We start from the raw sequence: 25,296 nt of genomic DNA on the forward strand, positions 1-25,296 counted from the left end.
GACTCCTCACTGCTGGAAGTAGTCCGAGAACGGGTTGAAGCACGCGTTCAGGTCCGTGAACTCGTCGCTCCACGAGTTGTCCGTGTCGACCCAGGCCCGGGAGATGTAGCAGCCCGCCGCGATCGGCGTCGCGACCGCGCCGAGCGCCTTCCCGGCGAACTTGGCCGCGCCGCTCACCCCGAGGAACGACAACGCCCCGGTGGGGTCGCTGTTGTTGATCGGGTCGCCCTGGGCGTAGTTGTACGGGTTGGGTTCCTGGCCGGTGGGGTCGGGGGAGCGGAAGCGCGCGTAGGCGCTGTCGTAGACGCGGTAGCCGAGCAGGTGGTGGCCGCGCTGGAGCTGGTAGGCGCCGAGGTAGCGGAACGGGTTGGCGTTCGCGGCGGTGCCGGTGGCGGTGACCACGCCGTAGGGGCTGTAGGCGTAGCGGGCGGCCACGTCGCCGTTGGCGTCGACCAGGGCCATGACGCTGCCCTGCGGGTCGGTGACCGCGCCGTAGCGCGCGCCGGCGGGGGTCCTGAGGGTGACCAGCAGGCCGTCGGGGTCGCGGGTGTAGCCGGTGCGCTGCCCGTTGTCCACGGTCTCTGTTACCCCGAGCGCGGTGCGGGTGAACACGTGGGTGACCTGGCTGCCGCCGGTCGGGGTCTCGGTGATGGTGTGCGGCTGGGCCTGGTCGCCGGTGTCGTAGGCGAAGTCGAGCACCTTCGTGCTGCCGAGGTTGCCGGTGAGCAGCTGGTTGGTGGGGCTGAAGGTGAAGCTGGACTCCGGGTTGGTGGTGGACTTGTAGTTGCCCGCGCCGTCGAACACCGCGTTCACGTCGTTGATCTTGGTGTACTGGTCGGCGGCGTTGACGGTGTACGTGCGGCCCTCGCCGGAGAGCAGGTTGGTGGCGTTGTCCAGGCTGTAGGTGCCGGTGCCCGCCTGGGTCAGACGGCCCAGCGCGTCGTAGGTGTAGGCGACGGTGCCCTGGGTGTAGACGTACTTGGTCTGGATCTTGTCGGTGTCGGTGCCGTCCGCCTTGGCGTAGGTGTAGCTGAGGAACGGGAAGACGACCGTGCCGGCCTTGCCGATCCAGCTGTACCTCAACCGGCCGGAGGTGTCGTACTCGTTGGTCTGCCACGCCTGCCCACCGGGGAAGGTGGTCCTGGTGCGCTGGTCGTTGTCGTCGTGCTCGAACGTGGTGGTGCCGCCGTGCGCGTCGGTCAGCGAGGAGAGCCGGTCGGCCTCGTCGTAGTCGTAGGTGGCGGTGCCGGACGGGGTGGTCAGGGTCTTGAGGTTGCCGGCCTTGTCGTAGGTGTAGGAGACGACCTCGGTGCCGCGGGTGACCTTGGTGAGCTGGTTGCGGGCGTCGTGGTCGAGGGTCCTGGTGACGCCGGGGACCTGGGTGGAGGTGAGGTTGCCGTTGGCGTCGTAGGTGTTGGCCTGGCGCACGGTGGAGCCGTGCTTGACCGACACGACGTGGTCGAGCTTGTCGTAGCCGTAGTCGATGCGCACGCCGTTGCCGTCGGTGACGCTGGTGACGCGGGAGAGCGAGTCGTGGGTGTAGGTGGTGGCGCCCATCGGCGCGGGCGGGGCGACCTTGGTCAGGTTCCCGGCCGTGTCGTAGGTGTAGGTGGTGGTGGCGCCCTTGCCGTCCTTGCGGGTGGTGACCAGGCCGCGGGCGTTGTACGTGTAGGTCTCGATGTCGGCGTTCAGGCCGGTGGAGCGGATCTTGGTCAGGTTGCCGCGGGTGTCGTACTCGCGGGTGTGCTGGTTGCCCGACGGGTCGGTGACCTGGGTGGGCAGGTGCGGGTGCGCCGAGCTGGTGTAGCCCACGACGCTTTGCGCCCCCGTGGGCAACTGGGTGCCGATGAGGTTGTTGAGCGAGTCGTAGTTGTACGTCGTGGAGTGCGACAGGGCGTTGGTGGCGGTGTTGACGTCGCTGTTCGCCGTCCAGGTCTGCGACTGCTCGTGCCCGAGCGCGTCGGTGGCCCTGGTCTGGCGGCCTTCGCCGTCGAACTCGTGCACCGCGGCGTGGCCGTTGGCGTCGGTGACCGTGGTCTCGTCCCCGTCCACCTCCCGGTAGGCGTAGGTGGTGGTGGCCGTCGTCCCGCCGGCGAGAGGCTTGGTCAGCGACGCGACCCGCCGGTCGCTCCAGCCGAGCGCGTAAACGCCCCCGCGGGCGTCGGTGAGGCGGGTCAGCAGGCCGTCGTCGTCGTACTCCAGCGCGACCTGCTTGCCGTCGCGGTCGGCGAACCGGGTCAGCTTGCCGTCGTCGTAGGTGTAGCCGCCGAACGACAGCCCGGACGGGTCCGTGATCGAGGTGACGCGGCCCTGGTCGTCCGAGGCGAAGGAGGTGACGCGGCCCTGCGAGTCGGTGATCGACGCCAGGTCGCCGTCGGGCCCGTAGTGCATCGTGTTGGTGTTGCCGTTGCGGTCCTCCTGCGAGGTGAACCAGCCATCGGCGTCGAACCGCCACTTCTCCTGCGAGTCGTGGAAGGTCGCGGTGAACGTGCCGTCGGCGGCCTTGGTCAACGTGGCGTCGATGCCGGGCGGCGAGGTGTAGCCGCCGTCGGGCCGTTCGTCGAAGCTGACGCAGTAGCCGTTGGGGCCGAACAGCTCGACGCTGCCGTTCCACAGCCACAACCCCACGCCGCTGCCGGTGCTGAGCTGCCAGTTGCCGAAGTCGTCCGAACCCCAGCCCTGGCTGTTGTAGACGTGGTCCACCGACAGGTTCAGGCCGGTGCCGGGCAACGTCAGGTCGCGCGCGACGACCATCACGTTGCCGTTGGACAGGTTGACCGACAGCTCCAGCCGGTCGCTGATCCGGTGCCGCTCCATCGGGTAGGACGGCAGCGCCCCGGGCCGGTCCCAGGTGGTGCAGGCGATGGTCTGCGCCCCGACCTCACCGCCGCGCCACGGCCGGTCCGGCGGCGCGCCGCCCACCGGCGTCCTCGCGACCTCGCCCCCCGGCGTCCACGACTCGGGGGCCTCCACCCCCTGCTCCGCGGCCCCCTCCGGTGCCGCCTGCCCCACACCGCTGACCAGACCCGTGGCCAGCACCACCGCCGTCGCGCCGCCGAAAGCGCGCAGCACGAACCCACGCAGGATCCTGCGTCTCATGGAAGAAGTCCCCCTCGCAAGGCCGAGCGCCTTGTCGGCAGCCCGGCGCGCCCGGTGCCCCCTCGGCACCGGCCCTGCCGAAGCTAACGATCACCGCATCGGGACGCATCCCGGCTGCCTCCGGCCGCCTGAACGGAGCAGTTCCCGGACTACCCGGCGTAACGGGATCGCCGCGTTCGGCGGCGAGTGGGTGAAGCACCTCGGGCGTGTCCGGTGTGCCCCGGTGACGACGGGGCTTGGCCGGCTGCGAGTCGGGTCCGCTCCGGGCGGGGTCAGCCGCGCAGCGCCCGGATCTTCCGGCGGACGCGCCGGAGCGCCACGACGATCCCCAGGAACAACGCCAGGGCGCCCAGGGCGGTCCAGGGCACGGCCCACACGGAGGCGTCGGCGGTCGCGGGGGGCACGGCGCCGCCGAGGGACTGGGTCGCCGAGGTGACGGGTTCGGCCGTGACCCGGACGTCGAGCGGGCCGAGGGGCCACACGTCGGTGACGGTCCGCGTGAGCGTCACGGCGTTGCCCGGCAGCAGTTCCGGCAGCACCTCGCCGGTGGTCGAGCGCTCCCCGAGGCCGAACGGGCCGCTCAGGCGCACCGACGGCAGCAGCGACAGGCGCAGGTTGCCGTCGTTGACGATCGTGTAGGTGACGTCCACCTCGCCGGTCCCCGCCGGGTTGGGCGTGCCCCGGTAGGACGGGGTCACCGAGTCGATCCGCACGGTGGCGTCGATCGGCCCGGCCACCCGGGCGTAGAGCCTGCTGCCCACCCGGCGCTCCACCTCGACCGGGGTGTCGCCGCCGCTGGTGGTCAGGGCGGCGACGAGGCCGCCCACGTGGTCACCGGGCTCGGCGTCGGCGGGGACGGCGACGCTGAACGGCACCACCGCGGTCCCCCGCGCGGGCACGACGACCCGCGGCGCGGAGACGGTGACCCAGTCGCCGACGACGGCGGACGCCTCGTCGCGGGCGAGCAGGTCGAACCCGCCGGTGCCGGTGTTGACCGCGTCCCCGGCGTAGAGGTCCAGCGTGATCTCGCCCTCCCCGAGGTTGCGTACCGCGAGGTGGTCGTCGTACCGCATCCCCGGTTCCACGACGTAGTCGAACCGGGCCCGGCCGTCGGGTCCGGACGCCGACGCCGGCGCGACCGACCACGTCTGCCGGTCGGCGTCACCGGCGACGGGTTGCGCCACCGCGTGGGGCATCGGGAGGAGGGCGGCGACGATCAGGGTGGCTCCGGCGCGGCGGGCCGCGGCCAACGGGGTTCTCACGAGCGCTCCAGCGCGGGAAGGGGTGGTGCGGGTCCGCTCCGGGGAGCGGACCCGCACCGGGGGTCGGTCAGGTGGCTGGTCGGTCAGATGGCGGTGAGGATGAGCAGGGCCCGGTAGGTGCCCGGCGCCAGGTCGGCGGGGGCCTCCAGGTCCAGCTCCGCGCCGAGCTGCGCGGTGCCGCGGCCGGCGCCGGCCGCCGCGGAGCCCAACTGCGACCAGGTGGACAGGCCGTTGCCGGCGGTGAAGCCGGGGTCGACCCGCGGACCGGCGGTCACGGTCTGGTCGGCCGAGGCGGACAGCACGGTGGGCGTCCAGCCCAGGTACTTGCCGCCGAGCTGCTGCCCGTCGACCGTGGTGAAGGCGCGCACCCGGCCGGAGGCGTTCCAGCCGGGGTTGTCCGCCCTGGTGTCGGTGACGGTGATCGGCTTGAGCGCGCCGGCGGCGGCGTAGCGGTCGGCGGCCGGGGTGAGCGTGAGCGCGCCCAGGTCCACCTCCCGGTTCTCCGGCGCGACGCTGATCGCCAGCACGCCCTCCTGCGCGCTCAGCGTCGTGCTGATGGTCGGGCCGTTGACCGGGTCGTTGCCGTGGTCGTCGACGTCGACGACGACCGGCGCGGACTCGGCGATCACCCGGTGGTCGTGGTCGTAGAGCACGGCCTTGACCTCGCGGCCGTCGTCGGCGGTGCGGACGACGAAGCCGTACTTGCCGCTCAGGGCACCCGGCACGACCGACCACTCCGCCTCACCGGCGGCACGGGTGAACCAGTGGTAGTGCTCCTCGCCGGTGGACGGGGTCTGCACGGCGGTCAGGGCTGCGACGCCGCCCGCGTGGTAGTGCGCGGCCAGGCCGGTGACGGACAGCTGCGTGGCCGGGGTGCCGGGGTCGGTGCCGGGGTCCTGCGGCAGCTCCTCGCCGACGAAGAACGTGTAGACGACGGGCTGGAGCTGCTCGGCGGTGCCGCCGGGCGGGGTCACCGCGGCGCGCACGGTCACCCTGTACTCGCCCTGCTCGGTGAAGCCCCAGTTGACGTGCTCGTGGTCGGCCGTGCTGGTGAACGACTTCGGCCCGTCCCCGGCGGAGGCGAGGAAGACGTTCGGGCCGTCCTCGCCGTTCTGCCACAGCGCGAACGCGCCGGGGCCCTGCACCGAGTCGAGGGCGTAGGTCACCGACGTGCCCTCGGCCACGGCGGGGCTGTGGCCGAAGCCGCCGAACACCTGACCCGCCTGGGACGTCTGGGGCAGCAGGTAGTAGGTCTCGCCCTGCGGCTTCCAGCCGGGCAGTCCGGCGATGGTCGCGCCGACCGTGCGCGCGGCCACCGACGGCTTGGCCTGGATCACCAGGTCGGCGGGAGCGACGTTGCCGGCGGCGGTGTGCGCCACCAGCGTGTGGGCGGAGTCCACGACGTCGACGTAGAACACGTCGACGTGGCCCTCGGACACGACCTGCTTGTCGGCGTAGGCGGCTTCGGCGTGGGCGGTCCCGGTCAGGGAGCCCAGGGCGAGCCCCAGGGCGGTGACCGAGGCCAGGGTGGCGGTGTACCGCCCCGCCCGGCTCTTGGTCCTGCGGTCTTGCACTGCGTTCACGGTTCTTCCTCGGTTCTGGCCGGGCCCGGGAGGGCGCGGCGCGGTGGGGACGACGTCCGGGGACGTCGGACGGGAAGGGACTCCTTCCTCGTGGGTGGTTCAGGAACGTCGGCGGGCCGCGGCCACGGTGGCCAGGCCGGTCAGGAGCAGGCCGAGCGGGATCAGCAGGGCGGCGGCGACGGCCAGGCCGAGCAGGTGCTCGCCGTCCAGGCCGGTGCTCGCCAGGCCGGGCGCGCCGGGCGCGCCGGGCGCGCACCCCCGGCCGTCCGCGGTGCCGCTGAAGGAGGACCGCGGCACACCGGGGGACCGGCTCAGCGGGACTGTCCACACCGGATCGGATACGGGGAAGTCGTGGCCCGGGCCTGCCGCCGGGGTCTGGGTGACCCCGGTCCGGACGCACGACGCCGCGGGACCGGTCGGGGGCGGTGGGGGCGCCGGGGTGTCGGTCGGTGGGCCCGGTGCGGTGGTGGGCACCGCAGTGGTCGGCGGGGCAGTGGTCGGCGGGACGGCGGGATCGACGCGGAGGGTGACCGCGCGGGAGGAGGTCGCGGTGTCGCCCCCGGCGTCCACCAGGTCGAAACCGAGTTCGGCCCCGTCGAGGTCGGCGGTGGCCACGAGACCCAGGGACTCGCCGGTTCCGCGCGGCGTGGGGGTCGCGCCCCGCCTGGTCCACCACGACACGGTGTGACCGGGGCGGGCCGGGGTGACCAGCGCGGTGGCGGTGACGGTCTCCCCGACGACGTAGCGGTCGCGCACCCCGACCACGACCGCGCCCGGCGGAGCCCGCGGGTTGGCGACCGCGGCCGACCACGAGGGCGCCACCAGGTCCGCGACCGCCGGCACGAACCGCGCGCCGTAGGCGACGGCGGTGGCGTCGGGGACCTCCAGCACGGCCTGCCCGCCGTCCACCGCCGCGTGGCCCACGACCTCGTCGCGGGTGGCGTGGTGGGCGTGGAACTCGACCCACCCGGTCGGGACGCCGCCGTGCAGGTGCGCGGGTCCGCCGGTCACCCGGCCGGTGAGCCGCAGCCCGCCGGCGGTGTCCGCCACGTCCAGCGCCGTCGTGGTCGCCGCGGTCGCGAGCGGGCCGACCACGACGGCGTAGCGCGCGGGGGCGGAGGTCAGCGGTTCGCCCGACGAGGTGGTGGCGGAGGCGGTGAACTCCAGTTCGTAGACGCCCGGCGCGGTGAACGCCCAGTTGGCGTGCGCGTGCGTCGGCACCGCCGCGCGCAGCGTCCGCAGGCCGGGGTCGTGGGAGCTCCAGACCCGCTCGGGCCCCTCGACACCGCTGAGGTAGACCTCGACCCGGCCGGGCCCGCGCACCTCGCGCAGGGTGATGTCCACCGCGTCGCCGGCCAGTGCGCCGCGCGGCACGGACCCGGTGTTCCAGCCCGCCCACAGCACCCCGGGTCGGAACGCCTGCGGGAGCACGTGGACCGGCGCGCCGGCCGGGACGCCGAGGAAGGCGTGGGCCGCGGAGCCCGGAGCGGGCCGCAGTGCGGCGTCGGTGACGTTCACGGTGGTGCGCGCGGGGTCGAACCGGGTGGCCGTCCGGTCCACATCGGACTGTCCCGCCACGACCAGCGATCCCGCTTCGAGGAACACCGACACCAGGTCGGCGTGGCCGGTCGCGAGCAGCTGCCGCTGCGGTGGGGTCGGCGCGGGCCCTTCCTCGGCCGTCGCCGTCGCGCCGGAGGCCGACATCGTGATCAGGAAGGCGGTCGCGGCACGCGTGATCTTCGCGGCGAGGGGCGCGCGTGGGTGGGACTTCGCTGTGCGGGACCGCATCTCTCCCTTTCGGTGGAGCCTGGTGCGACCACGCTAATTGATATGATAATCCTTTTCAACTATCACTCCGGGTGGTTGGCCCGTCACGGTCCCGTCGCCGAACGCGCAGGTCCGCGGTGCCCACCGGACGGTGGGCACCGCGGACCTGGTTGGTCGGACCTCGGCAGGGGTCAGGGCTGCACGGTGAAGGTGTAGGTCTTCTGGCCGGTGGTGATCGCCGTGCCGGCCGCCGTGGTGGCGGTGACCTCGAAGGCGGCGGTGTAGGTGCCGGCCGCCTCGAAGGCCCAGTTGGCGTGGGCGTGGCTGTTGATCGCGAAGGTGCGGGCGTCGGGCAGGCCGTTGCCGCTGTCGAACCACACGCTCACCGACCCGCCGAAGCCGGTGGTGTAGACGCTGACGTCGGCGGGACCGGTGACCGAGACGAGCTTCACGGTCAGCGAGTTGTTCAGCAGCGCGCCGGCGGGCACGCCCGCGGTGTTGAGGCCCGGCCAGAGGATTCCGCTCACCTGGTTCTGCGGCAGGACCCAGAACGTCGACCCGGGCGCGCCGAGGAAGGAGTAGGCGCTGCCGGACGGCACGGTGGACCTGCTCGCGGGGACCGCGTTGAGCGTCACGGTCGACGGGTCGCGGTCGACGGCGGGTGACGCGGTGGCGTCGACGAGGTCGAGGGTGAGCGCGGTTCCGGTCCAGTCGACGTCGATCACGTCGACGTGGCCGGAGGAGAGGGTGGTGGACGCGTGGGCCGTGCCCGTGGTGAGCAGGGCGAGCCCCGCGGCGAGCGCGGCGGCGGAGAGGCGGGCGATCACTTGTTCACCTTGAAGGTGTAGGTGGCGGGGGTGGACACGACGTGCTCGCCGGTCGCCGCCAGCGTGCCGACGGCGCGGACGGTGACGCGGTAGTAGCCGGCCGCCTCGAACGCCCAGTTGGCGTGCACGTGGTTGTCGGCCGTGAGGTCGATGCGGTCGGGCAGGCCGTTGCCGCTGTCGACCAGCACGTTCGGCGCGCCGACGGCGTCGGTGGTGAAGATGCTGAAGTCGCCGGGGCCGTAGGCGCGCGTGACCTTCAGGCGCAGGGAACCCTCGACGAAGACGCCGGGTTCCACCTCCTCCGTGGCGATGCCGGGCCAGATCAGGTTCGGGTCCTCGATCTCGGGCAGCACCCAGACCGGTGCGCCGGGGGCGCCGAGGAAGGCGTAGGCGGGGTCGGCGGGCACGGTGGTCTTCGCCGCCGACTTGGCGACCAGCAGGACCTCGGAGGGCGCGTGCTCGACGTCGTTGGTCTCGTCGTGGACGTGCAGGTCGAACGCGCCGTCCTCGAAGGCGACGCCGAAGACGTCGACGTGGCCCGAGTCGACGGTGGCGACCGGGGTGGCCGTCGCGGGAGCGGCGACGAGGCCGGACAGGCCGGTCACCGCCACCGCGAGCAGGGCGATGCGTGCAGTCGTGCGCAAGGTCGTGGCACTCCAATCGTGCGGGTGTTCCGGCCCGGGAGGGGCCGTGCCCGGAGTGTTGCACACGATTATCGTTGTCAATACGACCGAACGGCCCCATCCCGGGGTGCGGGCGCCGGCGTTCGACGGCCGCCGGGGAACACGGCCAGTGTGGCTAATGGCAATCGTTACCATCAGGGCCGGACGGTCCATTGAAAACGGTTGTCGTTGGTATTAAGTTCGCGGTGCCCCCACCGGTCGGGTGACGGGCGTCTGGAGGTTCGAGAACACATGCGAGTGCGTGCACCCTCACGGGCCGCCGCGTCCTTCTGCGCGGCCCTGCTCGCCGTGACCGGGTGCACCTCGGCAGGGGGGCGAAGTGCCGGCGACGGCCTGTCGGTGGTCGCGACCACGGAAATCCTGGCCGACCTGGCGCGCAACGTCGGGGGAGACCGGGTCCGGGTGGACTCGCTGGTGCCGCCCGGGGGTGACCCGCACTCCTACGAGCCGACGCCGGCCGACGCGAAGAAGGTCGCCGCGGCGGACGTGACGTTCACCAACCACCTGCTGCTCGAAGAACAGCGGCTGATCAAGGCCATCGACGCCAACGCGCGCGAGGGGACGCCGAACGTCTCGCTGGCCGAGGCGGCGGAGACCTACGGCGCGCACGTCATCCCGCTGGTGGAGGACGTCGGGCTCGACGTGCTGTGGTTCGGGCTGCGCGTGCGCGGCGACGGCGGGCAGCGCGGTGCCACGCGCACCTCCGAGGTGCGGCTGACCGCGACCGCCGTGGAGGGCCCGGGCAAGCTCGTGGCCTACCTGACCGAGTCGCTGGGCAAACCGGTGGTGTACTTCGACTCCGGCGACGGACTGTCCGACGTGGACTCCGCCACGCTGCCTCCTGCCGCGCACACCCACCTCAACTGGGCGTTCACCGCACCGGGCACCTACCGGCTGACGATGCGCGCGTCGTTGCTCAACGGTGCCGACGAGGTGCCCCTGGGCGAGGGCACGTTCACCTTCGCGGTGGGCATCGACCCGACCGGCATCGCGAAGACCGTGCTGAACGAGGGGCACACGGACGTGACCGTGGACCTGGACACCGGCGAGCTGTACACGTTCAACGACCGCGCCGGCGGCACCACGCAGCAGGTCGTGCCCGCGGCCGAGGCGGTCATCGAGGTGCCGAACAAGGCCATCGCCACGGTGCCCGACGACCCCCGGTTCGCGTTCCTCGGCACGGCCGGCGCGTCGGTGCACCAGCTGCCGCAGGCGGTGCTGGGCAAGCACGTGCACGGCGAGATCGACCCGCACCTGTGGCAGGACGTGCGCAACGCCCGCGCCTACGCCGAGCTGATGCGCGACACGCTGCGCACCGCCGACCCGGACGGCGCCGCCGACTACGACCGCAACACCCGCGACTACCTCGCCCGGCTCGACGAGCTCGACGCGCGGGTGCGCGACACCGTGGCGGCCGTGCCCCGCGAACGCCGCCACCTGGTCACCACGCACGACGGCTTCGGCTACTTCGCCGGCGCCTACGAGATGAGCGTGGCCGGGTTCGTGGTGCCCAACCCCGCGCAGGAACCCAGCGTCGAGGACGTGCGCAAGCTGACCGAGACCATCCGCAACCTGAAGGTGCCCGCGGTCTTCATGGAACCCAACCTCGCCCAACGCGGCTCGGTGCTCACCCAGGTCGCCCGCGACCAGGGCGTCGAGGTCTGCCTGCTCTACGGCGACGCCTTCGACGACGACGCCCGCAACTACGTGGACATGATGCGGCACAACGCGGAGGAGGTCGCCCGGTGCCTCGCCTGACCCGAGCCCTGCTCGCCGCCGCCGCGCTGCTCCTGCTCGCACCCCCGGCCGCGCACGCCGACGCGCCGGTGGTCATCGCCGACGGCCACGTCGACCTCGGCCCGCGCCTGGTCGACGGCGAGTGGACCCTCCAGCTCCGCGACGACACCGGCGACGGCCCCGTGTGGCGGGACCCCGCCGACGTGGTGCTCCAGGTGGCGGACGCGGCGAGGACCACCGTCCCCGACGACCCCGCCTACGCGTTCCTCGGCACGCCCGGCGGCGAGGTCTGGGTGCTGCCGCAGGTCCAGGACCCGCGGGTCGTGTGGCCCGGCTGGAACACCCAGGACCCGAGCATCGCCGGGGTCGTCGGCCGCGAGGTGGACTGGCGCCTGCACGGCGTCGAGGGCCCCGGCCGCTTCGAGCTTTTCCTCACCGGGAACTTCGGCGCGCCGGAGGCGATCTTCGGCAGCGACCGGCCCTACCCGCAGGAGACCGGCGTCGAGGCCGGCACCCACGTGCACGGCAACTGGGTGTTCACCGCGCCGGGCGCCTACTCGCTGGACGTGGAGATGGCCACCGCCGGCGGCCTCGGCGACCGCGCGACGCTCAACGTGCACGTCGGACCGGGCGACCCGGCGGCGGCGTTCGCCACGACGGCGCGGAGCACCCCGACCGCCGGTCAGGGGACGGCAGGACCGGACACCGCCGCGTCCGGGGGCACCGCGGCCCAGGGCCCGCCGTGGGCGTGGATCGCGGTGGGCGGCGTGCTCGTGGTCGGGGCGGCGGCGCTCGTCGCCCGGTCCCGCCGCGCGAGGAGGGGGACCGATGACTGACGAGGTGCTGGAGATCACCGGCGTGAGCGTGCACCTGGGCGGCCGGGAGGTGCTGTCCGATGTGGACTTCCGGCTGCGCCGGGGCGAGCTGGTCGGCCTGATCGGGCCCAACGGCGCGGGCAAGACGACGTTGCTGCGCACCGCGCTCGGCCTGGTGCCGGCGCACCGCGGCACGGTCGTCGTCGCCGGCCGCACGCCGCGCCAGGCGCAGGGCTCGCTCGGCTACGTGCCGCAGCGCCACGAGTTCGCCTGGGACTTCCCGATCACGGTGGAGGGCGCGGTCGCCACCGGCCGCACCCACCTGACCGGCCTGCTGCGCCGCCGCACCGCGCGGGACCGCGAGGCCGTCGCCGACGCCCTGGACCGCGTCGGCCTCGCGGGGCTGAGGACCAGGCCGGTCGGCGAGCTGTCCGGCGGCCAGCGGCAACGGGTCCTGGTCGCCCGCGCGCTGGTCCTGCGGCCGGAGGTGCTGCTGCTCGACGAGCCGTTCACCGGCATCGACGCACCCACCCAGGAGCTGCTGGGCGCGGTGCTGACCGGACTGCGCGACGAAGGGGTGGCGGTGCTCATGACCACGCACGACCTCGTCGCCGCCACCGCGCTGTGCGACCGGCTGTGCCTGCTCAACCGCACGGTCGTCGCCGACGGCGAGCCGGCCGCGCTGGCCGACACCGACATCTGGCTGCGCACCTTCGGCCTGGACCGGGCCGAGCAGCTGCTCAAGGCACTGGGGGTGGCCGGGTGACGGTCGTGGAGTTCCTGACCGCGCCGTGGGAGTACGACTTCTGGCGCCGCGCGCTGCTGGTGGCGCTGATGTCGGGCCTGGTCTGCGGCGTGATCGGCAGCCACGTGGTGCTGCGCGGCATGGCGTTCATCGGCGACGCCGTCTCGCACGCCGTCTTCCCCGGCATCGCCGTCGCCTTCGTGCTCGGCACCAACCTGGTGCTCGGCGGCGCGGTCGCGGGCGTGATCACCGCGCTGCTGATCGCGGTGTTCGCGCAGAACCGCAGGCTCAAGGAGGACTCCGTCATCGGGATCTTCTTCGCCGCCTCGTTCGGCCTCGGCATCGTCATCCTCAGCACCGCGCCCGGCTACGGCGGCTCGCTGGAGTCGTTCCTGTTCGGCTCGATCCTGGGCATCAGCGACTCCGACGTCGCGTCGGTCGCCGTGATCGGCGCGGCGGTGCTGCTGTGCACGGCGCTGTTCAACAGCCGGTTCACCGCCGCGACCCTGGACCGGGAGCAGGCCCGCGCGGTCGGCCTGCCGGTGTTCTGGCTGGACGTGGTGCTGCACGTGATGGTGACCCTGGCCATCGTCATCTCGCTGCAAGCCGTGGGCAACATCCTGGTCCTCGCCCTGCTCGTGACCCCCGCCGCGGCGGCGAGGCTGCTCACCGACCGCCTCGGCGCGATGATGCTGCTGGCCCCGCTGATCGGCGCGGGCGGCAGCGTGCTCGGCCTCTACCTGTCCTACGCGTTCGACCTGGCCGCCGGCGGCCTGATCGTGCTCACCCTCACCGCGGTCTTCCTGCTGTGCTGGCTGTTCGCGCCGCGCCACGGCCTGCTCGCCAGGCCCCGCCGGACCGCCGTTCCCGCCGCGCCCGCGCCCGCGCTCGCCGAGGAGAAGTCGTGACCCCCACCCGGACCGGCGCGCTGCTCGGCGTGGCCACCGCGCTGCTGATGACCGCGCCCGCCGCGATCGCCGAACCGGTACCCGACACGCGGGTCGCGGACGCGGTGCTGGACGTCGAAACCGGCTCGCTGGAGCTGGACGTCGAAACCGGCTCGCTGGAGCTGGACGCGCCGCCCGACCCGCTCGCGGTGCCCGCCGGGACCGAGCGGGTGCGCCTGCGCTGGGACACCACCGCCATCGAACCCGGCACCGTGTTCGGCGACACCGTGAGCCTGCGGACCTCCGTCGTGGAGCCCGTGGAGCAGCCGGTCGCGGAACCGCTCGCGCCGCAGGGCGAACCGGTGGCGGTCCCGGTCGCCTCCAGCGGGACGGTGGAGGTCGACGCGCCACCGCCCGGCGACCACGTGCTGCGCGTCGAGGCCGCAGCGCACACCTTCGACGGCAGCCCGTTGACCGCCACGCGCGACTACGCGCTGTCGGTCGCCGCGGACGCCGAGCCCGGGATCGCCGTCGAGCCGAGGGCGCTCCCGCCGGCACCGGCCCCCGCCGCCGCACCGCCGCAGCCGCAGGTCGAGGCCGCACCGCCGCAGCCGCGGGTCGCCGCCGCCGCGCAGCAGCCGCCCACGGCCACCGGCCGCGTCACCCCGGACCGCGGCCACGTCGACGCCGTCGCGCTCCGCGTGCTGCCGGACGGCCTGCACGCCCAGGTCAAGGACGGCACCACCACCGGCGTCACGACCTGGCGCGAACCCGCGGACGTCGAGTTCCGGGTCACGGCCGCCGCGCGCACCGAACTCCCGGCGCAACCGGCGCTGTCCTTCCTCGGCGGGGCCGGCGAACAGGTCTTCCTGCTGCCGCAGACCCAGCGCGCGGACCTGCTGTGGACGGGCTGGAACACCGAGGAGCTGCGCCCGGCCGAGGTGTCGGGCCCGGTGACGTGGGCGCTGACCGCGGTCGACGGACCGGGTGCCTTCGGCCTGTTCACCACCGGCTCGTTCGGCGCGCCGGAGATCATCTTCAACAGCGCCGACGGCCTGCCGGACACCCTCTCCGTCCCGCTGGGCACCCACGCGCACGCCAACTGGGCGTTCGCCGGACCCGGCCGCTACCGGCTGACCTTCGCCGTCACGGCAACCGGTGCCGACGGCACCGCGCTGAGCGACACGGAGACCCTCACCTTCGTCGTCGGCGACGGCGTCCCGACCGGGCAGAACGGGCAGGTTGGGCAGCAGCAGCCGGGCGGCACCGACCTGCGGACCGGGACGCCGAACCGACTGGCCTCCACCGGTCCCGCCGCCCTGCCCGCCACCGCCGGCCTCGCGCTCGTCCTCGTCGCGACGGGCGCCGCCGCGCTCGTGCTCGCCCGCCGCCGCCCCGCCAAGGAGAACCCGTGACCACCCCGACCCGCGCGAGAGCCGCGTTCGCCGCCCTCGCGGTCGCGGCGCTCGCCGCGCTGTCCCTCGCCCCGGCCTCCGCCCAGGAGGCCGCGCCGGTCGTCGACGTGGGGCACGTGGACCTGCTCGCCCCGGTCGTCGTCGACGGCGCGCTGGACATCCGCTACAAGGACGGCAACACCACCCCGCCGACGGTCCTCGACCCCGAGCGGGTCGTCACGCACGTCAAGCCGGAGTCGCGCATCCAGGTGCCCGACATCCCCGAGTACGCCTTCCTCGGCCCCGTGGGCAGCGACCTGTGGCTCATCCCCGAGATCCAGGACCCGAACGTGGTCTGGGCCGGGTGGAACACCGAGTCCCTGACCGCCGACCTGGTCGACCCGGGGTCGGTGCGCTGGACCCTCGACGCGATCGGCGGCGACCTGCCCGGCAGCCCCGCGCCCGGCACGCTCACCGTGTTCCAGAGCGGCCCGGTCGGCGAACCGCTGCCGCGCGTGTTCGACACCGCCCTGCCGCTGCCGCAGCAGCACCCGCTGGTGCTCGGCACCCACGCCCACGCGAACTGGACGTTCACCGCCCAGGGCGTCTACCGGCTCACCTTCACCGTCACGGCCACCGCCCCGGACGGCACGCCGCTGCGCGACACCACGACCTACGCCGTCGCGGTGGGCGCGGTCGACCCCGCCACCGTGAAACCCGGCACGGGCACGGACCCCACCACCACTACCACCACGACGACCACGACCACCACGACCGGCACCACCACCACGACGACGGGCACGACGACCACCACCGCCCCGCCCACGTCGTGCGCGGTCCTCGCCGACGGCCACGTCGACCTCATCGCCCCGCGCCTCCTCGACGGCCGGCTCACCACCGGGGTCAAGGACGGCACCGCGGGGCCCGACCGCGCCGTGTGGCGCGACCCGGCCGACGTCGTGCTCCACCTGGTCCCCGCCGCGCGCAACACCGTGCCCGCCGACCCCGCCTACTCGTTCCTGGGCGCACCCGGCGCACCGGTCTGGCTCATCCCGCAGACCCAGGTGCCCGGCGTCGTGTGGGCCGGCTGGAACACCGAGTCCCTCAGCCCGCAGCAGGTCGCGGGCGGTGTCGACCTCCGCGTGACCGCCGTGGACGGCCCCGGCCGCCTCGGCGTGTTCCTCAGCGGCGTGGCCCCCGTGGTGCTGGTCGACTCCGGTGACGGCCTCCCCGACACCACCACGGTCCCGCTCGGCACGCACGCGCACGCCAACTGGGCGTTCGGCGCGGAGGGCACCTACCGGATCACCGTCGAGGTCACCGCCACCCTCGTCGACGGCCGCACGGCCACCGACAGCGACGTCTTCACCATCGCCGTCGGCGACGTCGACCCCACCGCGGGCGGGACCTGCGCACCCCCGGGCACCACCACCACGGCACCGGCCACCACGACGCCCGCCGGCACGACCACCGCCGGGCCGGTCCCGACCACCTCGCCGGCGGCGTCCGCGCCCAGGCCGGCGGGTCTGGCCTCCACCGGCGTCGGCGGTGTGGGCACGGCCGTGCTGCTCGCCGCCCTGCTGACCGCGACCGGCGCCGCCGTGCTGGTCCTCACCCGGCGCAGGCGCACCCACGGCGGCTGACCCGAACGCGGTGCGGGGCCCGGACGAACCCGTCCGGGCCCCGCACCGCGTTCGGCGTCGGTGCGGGTGTGCCCCGCCGGTCGGCGGGGCACACCCGGTCCGTCACCGCCCCTGGCTGGGGTAGGGGAGCAGGGCCATCTCACGGGCGTTCTTGATGGCGGTGGCGACCTGGCGCTGTTGCTGCGGCGTCAGGCCGGTGACGCGGCGGGAGCGGATCTTGCCGCGGTCGGAGACGAACTTGCGGAGCAGCGTCACGTCCTTCCAGTCGACCTCGGCGATGCCCTCCTTGTGCAGCAGGTTCACCCGGCGCTTCGGGGTGCGTTCGACCCTGGGCACGCGGCTCACCAGCTCGACTTGGTCACGCCGGGCAGCTCGCCCCGGTGCGCCATCTCGCGGAGCCGGATGCGGGACAGGCCGAACGCGCGGTGGAAGGCGCGGGGGCGGCCGTCCACCGCGTCGCGGTTGCGCAGCCTCGTGGGGCTGGCGTCGCGCGGCAGCTTCCGCAACGCCCGCTGCGCCTCGTCGCGGCGCTCCGGGTCGAGCCGGATGACCTCCTTCAGCTCCGCGCGCCGCTCGGCGTGGCGGGCGACGACCTCGCGTCGCCGCCGGTCCTTGGCGATCTTGGACTTCTTGGCCATCAGCGCTCCTCCTTGAAGTCGACGTGCCTGCGCACGACGGGGTCGAACTTGCGCAGCACGAGCCGGTCGGGGTCGTTGCGGCGGTTCTTGCGGGTGACGTAGGTGTAGCCGGTGCCCGCGGTGGACCTCAGCTTGATGATCGGCCGGACGTCGGTGGACTTGGCCATCAGACCTTCACCCCCTGGCGGCGCAGCTCGGCGACCACGGACTCGATGCCGCGCCGGTCGACGGTCTTGATGCCCTTGGTCGACAGGGTGAGCACCACGTACCGGTTCTCCGAGGGCAGCCAGAAGCGGCGGCGCTGGGTGTTGGGCAGCCAGCGCCGGGACGTGCGCCGGTTGCTGTGCGAGACCTGCTTGCCGAAACCGGGCCTGCGCCCGGTCACCTGGCAGTGCCGTGAGGACACGCTACCTCCAACTTGAAACGACAATCGTTTCCGTTAGGCTAACCCACATGGGAACAGAGGTCGTACTGGTGGCCGGACTCGCGCAGCACGACGTCGCCGAGGAGGTGTGGCGCGCCCTGCCGGGATCGGTGCTGGTGCGCCACGACCTGCGCGGCCTCGCCGAGGGCGTGGTGCGCCGCTGGGTGGACGGTGAGCTGACCGTGCTGGAACTCGCGCACGGCTGCGTCTCCTGCACCCTGCGCCTGGACCTGCTGCCGCTGCTGGAGCGGCTGGGCGGCCGGGTCGTGGTCCACCTGGACCCGGCGCTGGAGCCGGAGGCCGTGTGCTTCGCCCTGCGTGAGGTGGACGTGCGCGTGGAGGCGGTGCTCACCGTGGTGGACCGGGCCACCTGGCTGGCCGACGCCACGGGTGAGGACGCGCTGGCCGATCGCGGCCTGGCCGCCGCGGCGGGTGACGAGCGGACCGTGGCGCAGGTCGTCGTGGGGCAGGCCGAGTTCGCCGACGCCCTGGTGGTGACCGGCGTCGGGGCCGACCCGGTGCTGGACGCCGTGCTGGACCGGCTCAACCCGCGCGCGCCGCGCCGCGACCGGCGCGTGCTCGACGTGGCCGGACTGCTGGCCTCGATCCCGGCCGACGCGCGCCGGGGCGGGTTCGACGACGGCTTCGGCGTGCTGCTGCACGGGCAGCCGCCGCTGGAACCGGCCCACGGCGCGGCCGTCGTGCACTTCACCGAACGCCGCCCGTTCCACCCCGTGCGGCTGCACCAGGCCATCGACGTCCTGCTCGACGGCGTCGTGCGCACCCGCGGCCGGGTCTGGGTCGCCAGCCAGCCCGAGGTCGCGCTGTGGCTGGAGTCCGCCGGCGGTGGCCTGAACGTCGGCAACCTCGGCCCGTGGCTCGCGGCCGTCGACGACTGGTCCGACGTGCCCGCCGAACGCCGGGCGGTCGCCTCGGCGGTGTGGGACCCCCGCTTCGGCGACCGGTCGCAGGAGCTGGTGGTCATCACGGCCTCCGCGTCGCCGGAGGCGATCACGGCGGCGCTGCACGAGGCGCTGGTGACCGACGAGGAGCTGGAACTCGCCGACGAGCTGGAGTTCGTCGACCCGTTCGCCGAGTGGCACGACGAGATGGAGGAGCTGTGAAGCGGCCCCGGTGACCGCCCGGGACCCCGTGCGGCGTCAGGCCGGCCCCGCCCCGGCGTCGTGCTCCAGCCGGACGGGTTCGCGCAGCGGGCGGACGGCGAACCACCCCGGACCGGGCAGCGCGACCAGCGGGGCCAGGGCGCCCTGGGGGGAGGTCGCGTCGGCCAGGCCGCCGATCAACGGCCCGGCGACGCCGCCGACGCTCACCGCGAGCCCGAGCGTCACCCCGCCCGCCGTGCCGGGGTGACGGGGCAGGTAGTCCTGCCCGAGGGTGATGTGCGGCGAGAACGGCACGGACAGGCCGATCGCGCAGGCGGCCGTGAACAGCAGGAGCGCCGGTCCGGGGACGAGCACGACCCCGGCGACGGCCGGCGCGGTCGGGTCGACCTGCGCCTCGTCGGCCTGCCCGCGCGGACCGACCCGCTGGGGCTGCGCGAGCCGACGGTGCTCGCGGTGAACCCGCTGCTGCGAAAGCTGATCGTCGCCCACGCCCGCGACCCGGCCGAGGACGGCCCGGAACGGCGCCGGCTGCGCGCCGTGCTCCTCGACCAGCTGCGCGCCTCGCCGCGCCGGGCCGTCCAGCTCCCGACACCCCGCGACCCCCGCGCGCTCCGCTCCGCGCTGCACGCAGACCCGGCCGACCTCGGCATGACCTTCCCGCAGTGGCGAACCCAGTTGCGCCTCTACCACGCCCTGCGCATGCCGGCCGACGACGTGCCCGTGACCGCGGTGGCGCACCGCTGCGGCTGGTCGTCGGCCAGCGCCTTCATCGACGCCTTCCGCCGCTCGTTCGGCCACACCCCGGGCGCCTTCCGCCGCTGCGGCTGATCCCGCCGCAGCGGCCGTACAGCGCCGTGGTGACACCGCACGTCGACCGGAGCGCAGCCGTCCACTTGCACCACCGTGGAGCACGGGTGCCACTGTCGAGTGCTTTGTTCCCAACGGAATCTCCCGCGCGTCCGTCCTGTGGTAGGCACGAACCGGGCGACGCGACGCGTTGCCGTGACGGCCACCCGCGAAGGGAATGTCATGACCCCGGGAAAGCGCTTGATCTCGTTCCTCGTCCTGCTCTCCACGGCCCTCGGCCTGGTGGCCGCGCCGGCCGCGCACGCCGCCCCGCCGGCACCGGCCGCGCCGGTGGTGTGCAAGGAGCCGTTCTACCTCAACGATGAACGGTTCGGACCGAAGGACCTGCCCCCGCCGTCCCACGTGGTGGGTAAGCTGCTGAACGGGTACGAGCGGTTCGGCGACGCGCAGAACCCGGTGACGTTCCTCAACACGTACTGGGGCGACAAGGGCTGGAAGTACCCGGCGAACGACGGTTTCGCCGGCACGCCGACGACCGTGGTGCTCCAGCCGGGCCAGTTCCTGGACCGCTTCGGCGGGCAGTCCGGCAGGTTCCTGAGCCCGACGGGCACGCCGTTCGCGCAGCGCTCGCTGCCGCCGCAGAGCCTCAACACCTGCGAGTACGAGAAGGGCACCTGGATGCCGTACGGCTACTACCGGTACAAGATCCTGAAGGAGTTCCCGGTGCTCAGCGGGACCGCGGCGAAGTGGTTCGGGCAGCCGGGGGGCGGGACGCAGTACAAGGTCGTGTCACCGGTCGACCCGCCGCAGCGCCGCAACGTCGCGTGGCTGGTCGCGAACGGCTACCTCGGCGTCGTCGGGTGACCGGGACCGTCGTGGACCGGGTCGCGCTGGTCGAGGCGCTGGACCGCGCGGGCGTCCCCCGTGCGATGTACGAGGTCGAGGGGGTGCGCGAGTTCGGCGCCGTGCCGCCCACGGACTTCTACTTCCTGCGCGAGCGCGGTGACCGCTGGCAGGTCGGTGTGTACGAGCGAGGCGAGTACGACCCGTTCGAGGAGTACGACACCGAGGGTGAGGCGACCGCCGCCTTCCACCGGCGGCTGACCGAGGCGTAGCCCCGACGCGGCCACGACGAGCGCGGGGCCCGGCGCTGCCCCGCCGGGCCCCGCGCCGTCAACCGTTCCGCCGACCCGCCTCCTGCCACGTCACGGTGTGCCGCAGCGCCGCGACCGCGCGGTCGACGTCGGGGTGGATGGCGATCGTGGAGTCCACCTTGGTGAGGCGGAGCGGGGACAGCACGGTGCTGTGCTCGGCCACCAGGGCGAACCCGACGCCGCGGCGCTCGGCGTGCCCGGCCACCTCCGCCAGCAGGTGCACGCCCGCCGCGGCCATGAAGGTCACGCCGGTCAGGTCCGCCACGAGGCCGGATTCCGCGCTGTCGAGCCAGAGCAGGAGTTCCGACCACACCAGGTCCCTCGAACCCAGGTCGATCTCACCGGTGACCCGGACCACCTGGACGTCACCCACCGCGACCGACTCCACCGCCACCACTGACGAACCGCCTCCGTCCTCACCGCACCGGTGATGTCGGGGGAGGTCTTACCCGTTCCGGTGCCGCTTACACGTCGCCGGCCGGACCACCCGCGGTGATCGTCGACCACTCCGCCGGGTGAACCTGGCGTGGTGAGCGCGCGTTCGGCGCGCGGCCGTCGTGCGCGGCGCGGTGCGACGGCACAGACTTCGGTCATGGCCGAGGAGAACTTCAAGAAGGGTGACGAGGTCACCTGGTCCAGCCACGGGCAGACCGTGCACGGCGAGGTGGTCGAGAAGATCACCGAGGACACCGAGGCAGCGGGCCGGAAGGTCCGCGCGTCGGAGGACGACCCGCAGTACCGCGTGCGCAGCGACAAGAGCGGCAAGGACGCGGTGCACAAGCCGGGCGCGCTGGAGGAGGACTCGTGAGCGGCGAGTTCGACGAGGCCGTGAACATGACGGCGACCCAGCTGGAGCGGTGGCTGGACACCGACGAGTCGAAGTCGGTCGGCCAGTCCGACGGCGGCGAGTCGGTCGGGCACGAGTCCGGCAGGCGCATCGTCGAGCTGCTGCGGAAGAAGAAGGGCGAGCTGACCGACGACGACCAGGCGCACATGCGCAAGGTCGTCGGCTACGTCCACCGCCACCTAGCGCAGCGCCCGAACGGGGACGTCGAGCACACGAAGTGGCGCTACTCCCTGATGAACTGGGGACACGACCCCCTGAAGGACTGACGCCGCCGAGTCCGCCTCGTGGGCCCTTCCCGGCGGTCGGCCGCCGGCGGTGGTGGGGTCGGGTGGGGTGGTGGGGGTGCGACAGGTTGCCCGGCGTGATCGAGCTGGGACCCGTCGCCTGGCCGCCCGCCCGGTTTCTTCGTCGTCGACCTCGACGGGGCGATGATCGGCATGGTCACGTTCGACCGGCGCGACCCGCGCCGTCCCGGGCCCGCTCGCCCCGGACGCGGGGGAGGCATGGCTCGGCTACCTGTTCCTGCCGCGGGCTTGGGGACGTGGGTACGCCGTCGAGGCGTGCTCGGCGGCGCTGGGCTGGTTCGCCGACGCGCTTCCCGGTGAGCAGGTGGGTGGTCTGCACCCAGGTCGCGAACGAGCGCGCGGTGCGCCTCGCGGCGAAGCCGGGGTTCACCGAGGTGGAGCGGTTCGAGGCGTACGGCGCGGAGCAGTGGTTCGGCGCGTGGTCGCGGGTCACGCCGTCCGGTTGAGCCCGGCGGCGCGGTAACGGCGGGTGTCCGGGCGACGAGACTCCCACATGAGGACTCCGGTTCGTGTTCTCGCCGCTCTGCTGCTGCCGCTCACCGGGTGCAGCGTGACTTTCACCCCCGCTTTCCCCTCCTCCACGACGTCGACCACGACGCCGACCACGAGCACGACCTCCGCGTCGCCCGCCCCGGCGACGGTCACGGTGCAGGCGCCCGCGGGTCTGGTCGGCGAGTGGGGTCCGCGCATCCACGACCTGTCGACCGGCCCGGCGGACTGCGCCGGGCCGGCGTCCCGGGACATATCGTGTGCCCTCTACCTGAGCCGCGTGTTCAACGCGTGGGCCGAGCTGAACGTGGTCCTGGCCGCACAGCTCGACCAGGTCCGGTACCGGCCGGTCGAGGTCGAGCTGGACCGGGCGATGGACGCGTTCACCGAGTTCATGCCGTGCAGCGAGGGCAAGGGCGACCAGGCGCGGTGCGCCGAGTTGGCCGCGGTGGTCGCGGGCTCGCCGGGAACGGTCGACACGGCGCTGCGCGACGCCGAGAAGTGACACCCGCCCGCGCGATGGCCCGAGGGGTTCTCCGCCGGGCGGTCGCGACGCCGAGGGACGCCGAGGGACGCGGAGGAGCGGACCGGCACGCGGTGGGGGCCGCTTCTGCGCCACAATCGGTCGTGGACCGGGTGCGGCGGCGAGGGGGAGGGCCAGGGTGCGTTACCTGCCTGCGGGCGATCGGCCGGGGATGGCTGCCTGGTGGGGGCCGGTCTCACTGGGCCTGGCGCTGCTGAGCTGGTTGTTCCCGGTGGGCGGCGCGGTGGTCGCCGCGGCGGCGGTGACCTGCGGGGTGCTGTCCGTGGCCAGGGACCGCGAGTACCGCCTGGACTGGACGGCCCTGGCCGGGGCGCCGATCGGCGCGGCCCAGCTGGGGCTGTCGCTGCTGCTGGTGCTGGCGGACGCCACGAGCCGGTGATCGCGGCGGGGCACCCCACCGCGTGAGCCCGTCCGGTGGTGAGGCGGGGTGCGGGAACGCCCCGACCGGGCTCAGGAGCAGCACCGCGGTGTCGCCGGGACGGCCGACCGCTCCGGCGGGTCGTGCTGCGCGGCCGCTTCCGCGTCGGCGAGCAGGCGGGTCCGTTCGGCCGGGGTGATGTACCGGCCGCGGTGCACCACGGAGTGGACCCGGCGCACGTTGCCGATGTCGGCGAGCGGGTCGGCGTCCAGGACCACCAGGTCGGCCGGCTTGCCCGGGGCGACCGTGCCCGACCGGTCCTGCCGGCCGAGGCACCGCGCCGCGTCCCGCGTCGCCGACTGGAGCGCGCGCATCGGTGACAAGCCCGCGGCGACGAGCTGCGCCAGCTCGTCGTGCAGCGAGAAACCCGGGAACCTGAACGGTATCCAGCTGTCCGTGCCGGCCACGACGCCCACACCGGCCCGGTCGAGTTCGCCGACCATCCGGACCTTCGCCCCGAACACCGCGCGTGCCCTGGCGGTCTCGGCCGGCGGCCGGTCGCGCACGGCCGTCACCTGCGCCGACCACTGAGCCCGCGTGCTCGGGTGGACGTAGCGCTCCAGCAGGTCCCGCAGCCTCGGGTCGGCCAGGGTCTCCGCCGCTTCGAGGAACGTCCGCTCCACGCCCAGCGTCGGGCACTGCCACGTCCCCGCCCGCCGCATCGACCGGTACAGCGAAGCGGCGACCGCCGGGTCGTGCGTGGCCAGCGCTTCGTGCTCCAGCTCCGCCGACGTCCGGGCCCACAACCCGGCGTCCTCGGCGCCGGCGAACGCGGTCCGCATCCGGTCGAGCAGCTCGTGCCTGCGCGACGACGTGGACAGCGCCATGGTGTACAGGTGCTCCACGGTGTGCTGACCGCGCCTGACCGCGTCCTGGGCCGACACCTGCATCGGCACGTGCCCGGCGAAGGCGATGCCGAGCCGCGCCGCCTCGGCCGCCGCGGCGGCGTACGGGCCGGGGAACAGGTGCGAGTAGACCTTGACGAAGTCGGCGCGCTGCCGCACGGCCCCGACCACCGCCGCGCGGGCCTCCGCCTCGGTGCGCACCTCGACCACCCCGTCGCCGAGACCGGCCCACGGGGACAGGGGGCCGTCGACCAGGTGGCTCGCCAGCACCATCCGCGGGCCGAGCAGCTCACCCCGGTCCACCGCGTCCCGGATCGCGAACCGCGCACCGGGACCACCCATGTCGCGGATGCCGGTGACCCCGTTCGCGACGTGCAGCGGCAGGAACGTGTCCACCAGCCACGCCCCGTGCGTGTGCACGTCCCACAAGCCCGGGATCACGAACCGGCCGCCGAGGTCGACCACCCGCACGCCCCGGGGCCGCGCGGGGTGCCGGCCGACGGCGATGACCTCCTCGCCGGCCAGGACCAGCACGGTGTCCGGTGCCGGCGGCGAGCCGGTCCCGTCGATCAGCGTCGCGCCGGTGAGCACCGTGATCCCGGTGCCCGCGGCGGCGGGCACGGCCCCCGCGACCGCGCCGACCGCGCCGAACGTGCCGCCGGCCAACCAGGCGAGGAACTCGCGGCGAGTCGCCACACCCCGTACGACCACCTCGCGTCACCTCACCGGGTGCTCGACCGGTACCGCGGGTTCACCCTTCAAGGGTCACCACGGGGACCACACCTGGCTCTGCGTGACCTGGCACGGGAAGATCAGGGCGGGAGAGTAGTCGGCGTAGGACTGGACGTCCAGGCAGATGCCGCCACCGCCGCCGACGTTGCGGACCTTGTTGCTCGCGGTCACGGTCCACTGCTGGCTGGCCGCGTTGTAGCACGGGTACAGGTGCACGGGGGAGTTGTCGGCGTAGGAGCTCACGTCCAGGCACATGGCGCGCCCCGACCCGAGGTTGCTGATGGTGCCGTTGTCCTCCCGCACCCAGGTCTGGCTGACACCGCCGTAGCAGCCGTACAGCGTCGCGGGGGTGCCGCCGGCGTAGGAGGTGACGTCGAGGCAGCGCTCGTCCGACCCGGCGTTCTCGAACACCACGGGGACCGGGACGGCCTCCGCGCCCCCGATCCCGGCGCCGCCCACGAGCCCGGAACCGATGAGCAGGACCACCGACAACAATCGCGATAATCGCCCGGTCACGACCGCCTCCA

General features: G+C 73.8%; 29 protein-coding genes. 15 read left to right on the forward strand and 14 right to left on the reverse strand.

The features are described from left to right. Positions 1-6 precede the first annotated feature (6 nt). The 6 genes from ACRAKJ_RS14580 to ACRAKJ_RS14605 form a co-directional block, all read right to left on the reverse strand. Positions 7-3,099, reverse strand: a complete 3,093-nt coding sequence (locus ACRAKJ_RS14580; RefSeq protein ID WP_438926985.1) for an RHS repeat-associated core domain-containing protein — start codon at positions 3,097-3,099, stop codon at positions 7-9. Between the two features lie 272 nt (positions 3,100-3,371). Beyond that, positions 3,372-4,361 (reverse strand): WxL protein peptidoglycan domain-containing protein, encoded by a 990-nt coding sequence (locus tag ACRAKJ_RS14585; protein WP_447008975.1) that lies wholly within the window; start codon positions 4,359-4,361, stop codon positions 3,372-3,374. 83 nt (positions 4,362-4,444) lie between these two features. Continuing rightward, complete coding sequence (locus ACRAKJ_RS14590) at positions 4,445-5,944, reverse strand: choice-of-anchor M domain-containing protein (RefSeq protein ID WP_447008976.1); 1,500 nt, start codon at positions 5,942-5,944, stop codon at positions 4,445-4,447. Positions 5,945-6,043: 99 nt separating this feature from the next. After that, positions 6,044-7,732, reverse strand: a complete 1,689-nt coding sequence (locus tag ACRAKJ_RS14595; protein WP_438927037.1) for a choice-of-anchor M domain-containing protein — start codon at positions 7,730-7,732, stop codon at positions 6,044-6,046. A 170-nt stretch (positions 7,733-7,902) separates the two neighbouring features. Beyond that, positions 7,903-8,538, reverse strand: a complete 636-nt coding sequence (locus ACRAKJ_RS14600; protein WP_447008977.1) for a choice-of-anchor M domain-containing protein — start codon at positions 8,536-8,538, stop codon at positions 7,903-7,905. Beyond that, a complete protein-coding gene (locus ACRAKJ_RS14605; protein ID WP_438926686.1) occupies positions 8,535-9,182 on the reverse strand; it encodes a choice-of-anchor M domain-containing protein in 648 nt (215 codons plus the stop codon). The genes ACRAKJ_RS14600 and ACRAKJ_RS14605 overlap by 4 nt, the downstream gene beginning before the upstream one ends. 270 nt (positions 9,183-9,452) lie before the next feature. Between ACRAKJ_RS14605 and ACRAKJ_RS14610 the strand changes: the two genes are divergently transcribed. The 6 genes from ACRAKJ_RS14610 to ACRAKJ_RS14635 are packed head-to-tail and all read left to right on the forward strand — an operon-like array spanning position 9,453 to position 16,442. Continuing rightward, positions 9,453-10,979: an anchored repeat ABC transporter, substrate-binding protein gene (locus ACRAKJ_RS14610; protein WP_438926685.1), complete on the forward strand. Its 1,527-nt coding sequence runs from the start codon at positions 9,453-9,455 to the stop codon at positions 10,977-10,979. Continuing rightward, a complete protein-coding gene (locus ACRAKJ_RS14615) occupies positions 10,967-11,794 on the forward strand; it encodes a TIGR03773 family transporter-associated surface protein (protein ID WP_438926684.1) in 828 nt (275 codons plus the stop codon). The genes ACRAKJ_RS14610 and ACRAKJ_RS14615 overlap by 13 nt, the downstream gene beginning before the upstream one ends. Continuing rightward, positions 11,787-12,539 (forward strand): anchored repeat-type ABC transporter ATP-binding subunit, encoded by a 753-nt coding sequence (locus tag ACRAKJ_RS14620; protein ID WP_438926683.1) that lies wholly within the window; start codon positions 11,787-11,789, stop codon positions 12,537-12,539. The genes ACRAKJ_RS14615 and ACRAKJ_RS14620 overlap by 8 nt, the downstream gene beginning before the upstream one ends. Further along, positions 12,536-13,426, forward strand: coding sequence for an anchored repeat-type ABC transporter permease subunit (locus ACRAKJ_RS14625; protein ID WP_438926682.1), 891 nt, complete (start codon positions 12,536-12,538; stop codon positions 13,424-13,426). Before ACRAKJ_RS14620 ends, ACRAKJ_RS14625 begins: the two co-directional genes overlap by 4 nt. Beyond that, the gene (locus ACRAKJ_RS14630; protein ID WP_438926681.1) at positions 13,423-14,820 is read left to right on the forward strand and encodes a choice-of-anchor M domain-containing protein; all 1,398 of its coding nucleotides are present in this window, start codon (positions 13,423-13,425) and stop codon (positions 14,818-14,820) included. Before ACRAKJ_RS14625 ends, ACRAKJ_RS14630 begins: the two co-directional genes overlap by 4 nt. Then, positions 14,817-16,442 carry a choice-of-anchor M domain-containing protein gene (locus ACRAKJ_RS14635; protein ID WP_447008978.1) on the forward strand — a complete coding sequence of 542 codons (1,626 nt, stop codon included), beginning with the start codon at positions 14,817-14,819 and terminating at the stop codon, positions 16,440-16,442. The genes ACRAKJ_RS14630 and ACRAKJ_RS14635 overlap by 4 nt, the downstream gene beginning before the upstream one ends. Positions 16,443-16,544: 102 nt before the next feature. Here ACRAKJ_RS14635 and rpsR read toward each other — a convergent pair whose 3' ends face one another. Genes rpsR through rpmB form a run of 4 tightly spaced genes read right to left on the reverse strand, consistent with a single transcriptional unit; the run spans position 16,545 to position 17,486 of the window. Continuing rightward, the gene (gene rpsR, locus ACRAKJ_RS14640) at positions 16,545-16,778 is read right to left on the reverse strand and encodes a 30S ribosomal protein S18 (RefSeq protein WP_447008979.1); all 234 of its coding nucleotides are present in this window, start codon (positions 16,776-16,778) and stop codon (positions 16,545-16,547) included. Between the two features lie 5 nt (positions 16,779-16,783). Next, positions 16,784-17,080, reverse strand: a complete 297-nt coding sequence (gene rpsN / locus ACRAKJ_RS14645; RefSeq protein ID WP_438926190.1) for a 30S ribosomal protein S14 — start codon at positions 17,078-17,080, stop codon at positions 16,784-16,786. Then, entirely contained in the window at positions 17,080-17,247 is a 168-nt protein-coding gene (rpmG, locus tag ACRAKJ_RS14650; RefSeq protein WP_033439124.1) for a 50S ribosomal protein L33, read from the reverse strand. Before rpmG ends, rpsN begins: the two co-directional genes overlap by 1 nt. Beyond that, entirely contained in the window at positions 17,247-17,486 is a 240-nt protein-coding gene (gene rpmB, locus ACRAKJ_RS14655; protein ID WP_438926189.1) for a 50S ribosomal protein L28, read from the reverse strand. The genes rpmG and rpmB overlap by 1 nt, the downstream gene beginning before the upstream one ends. A gap of 47 nt (positions 17,487-17,533) precedes the next feature. Here rpmB and mrf point away from each other — a divergent pair, with 47 nt between their 5' ends. Further along, positions 17,534-18,628 carry a ribosome hibernation factor-recruiting GTPase MRF gene (mrf, locus tag ACRAKJ_RS14660; protein WP_438926188.1) on the forward strand — a complete coding sequence of 365 codons (1,095 nt, stop codon included), beginning with the start codon at positions 17,534-17,536 and terminating at the stop codon, positions 18,626-18,628. A 36-nt stretch (positions 18,629-18,664) separates the two neighbouring features. Here the strand turns inward: mrf and ACRAKJ_RS14665 are convergent, their stop codons facing one another. Further along, positions 18,665-19,117: a hypothetical protein gene (locus ACRAKJ_RS14665; protein ID WP_438926187.1), complete on the reverse strand. Its 453-nt coding sequence runs from the start codon at positions 19,115-19,117 to the stop codon at positions 18,665-18,667. Between ACRAKJ_RS14665 and ACRAKJ_RS14670 the strand changes: the two genes are divergently transcribed. From ACRAKJ_RS14670 to ACRAKJ_RS14680, 3 genes are all read left to right on the forward strand, one after another. Next, a complete protein-coding gene (locus ACRAKJ_RS14670; RefSeq protein ID WP_438926186.1) occupies positions 19,082-19,456 on the forward strand; it encodes a helix-turn-helix domain-containing protein in 375 nt (124 codons plus the stop codon). The genes ACRAKJ_RS14665 and ACRAKJ_RS14670 overlap by 36 nt on opposite strands. A gap of 201 nt (positions 19,457-19,657) precedes the next feature. Further along, positions 19,658-20,299 carry a TNT domain-containing protein gene (locus ACRAKJ_RS14675; protein WP_438926185.1) on the forward strand — a complete coding sequence of 214 codons (642 nt, stop codon included), beginning with the start codon at positions 19,658-19,660 and terminating at the stop codon, positions 20,297-20,299. Next, positions 20,296-20,550, forward strand: a complete 255-nt coding sequence (locus ACRAKJ_RS14680) for a hypothetical protein (protein ID WP_438926184.1) — start codon at positions 20,296-20,298, stop codon at positions 20,548-20,550. The genes ACRAKJ_RS14675 and ACRAKJ_RS14680 overlap by 4 nt, the downstream gene beginning before the upstream one ends. Before the next feature lie 58 nt (positions 20,551-20,608). On the opposite strand, the gene ACRAKJ_RS14685 is transcribed toward ACRAKJ_RS14680, so the two are convergent. After that, a complete protein-coding gene (locus tag ACRAKJ_RS14685) occupies positions 20,609-20,986 on the reverse strand; it encodes an STAS domain-containing protein (protein WP_447008980.1) in 378 nt (125 codons plus the stop codon). A 195-nt stretch (positions 20,987-21,181) separates the two neighbouring features. Between ACRAKJ_RS14685 and ACRAKJ_RS14690 the strand changes: the two genes are divergently transcribed. The 5 genes from ACRAKJ_RS14690 to ACRAKJ_RS14710 all read left to right on the forward strand — a co-directional run bounded on the left by ACRAKJ_RS14690 (position 21,182) and on the right by ACRAKJ_RS14710 (position 23,153). Continuing rightward, complete coding sequence (locus ACRAKJ_RS14690) at positions 21,182-21,397, forward strand: HVA1 family protein (RefSeq protein ID WP_438926183.1); 216 nt, start codon at positions 21,182-21,184, stop codon at positions 21,395-21,397. Continuing rightward, positions 21,394-21,702: a DUF3140 domain-containing protein gene (locus ACRAKJ_RS14695; RefSeq protein WP_438926182.1), complete on the forward strand. Its 309-nt coding sequence runs from the start codon at positions 21,394-21,396 to the stop codon at positions 21,700-21,702. The genes ACRAKJ_RS14690 and ACRAKJ_RS14695 overlap by 4 nt, the downstream gene beginning before the upstream one ends. Positions 21,703-22,037: 335 nt before the next feature. Continuing rightward, positions 22,038-22,187 carry a hypothetical protein gene (locus tag ACRAKJ_RS14700; RefSeq protein ID WP_438926181.1) on the forward strand — a complete coding sequence of 50 codons (150 nt, stop codon included), beginning with the start codon at positions 22,038-22,040 and terminating at the stop codon, positions 22,185-22,187. A 47-nt stretch (positions 22,188-22,234) separates the two neighbouring features. Next, entirely contained in the window at positions 22,235-22,735 is a 501-nt protein-coding gene (locus tag ACRAKJ_RS14705; RefSeq protein ID WP_438926180.1) for a hypothetical protein, read from the forward strand. 190 nt (positions 22,736-22,925) lie between these two features. Beyond that, the gene (locus tag ACRAKJ_RS14710) at positions 22,926-23,153 is read left to right on the forward strand and encodes a hypothetical protein (protein ID WP_438926179.1); all 228 of its coding nucleotides are present in this window, start codon (positions 22,926-22,928) and stop codon (positions 23,151-23,153) included. Between the two features lie 71 nt (positions 23,154-23,224). Here ACRAKJ_RS14710 and ACRAKJ_RS14715 read toward each other — a convergent pair whose 3' ends face one another. Together ACRAKJ_RS14715 and ACRAKJ_RS14720 are read right to left on the reverse strand one after the other, a co-directional pair. After that, entirely contained in the window at positions 23,225-24,733 is a 1,509-nt protein-coding gene (locus tag ACRAKJ_RS14715; RefSeq protein ID WP_438926178.1) for an amidohydrolase family protein, read from the reverse strand. A 69-nt stretch (positions 24,734-24,802) separates the two neighbouring features. Continuing rightward, the gene (locus tag ACRAKJ_RS14720) at positions 24,803-25,285 is read right to left on the reverse strand and encodes a ricin-type beta-trefoil lectin domain protein (RefSeq protein WP_438926177.1); all 483 of its coding nucleotides are present in this window, start codon (positions 25,283-25,285) and stop codon (positions 24,803-24,805) included. Between the last annotated feature and the right edge of the window lie 11 nt (positions 25,286-25,296).

The sequence above is a fragment of the Saccharothrix sp. DSM 118769 genome, from assembly GCF_052936295.1.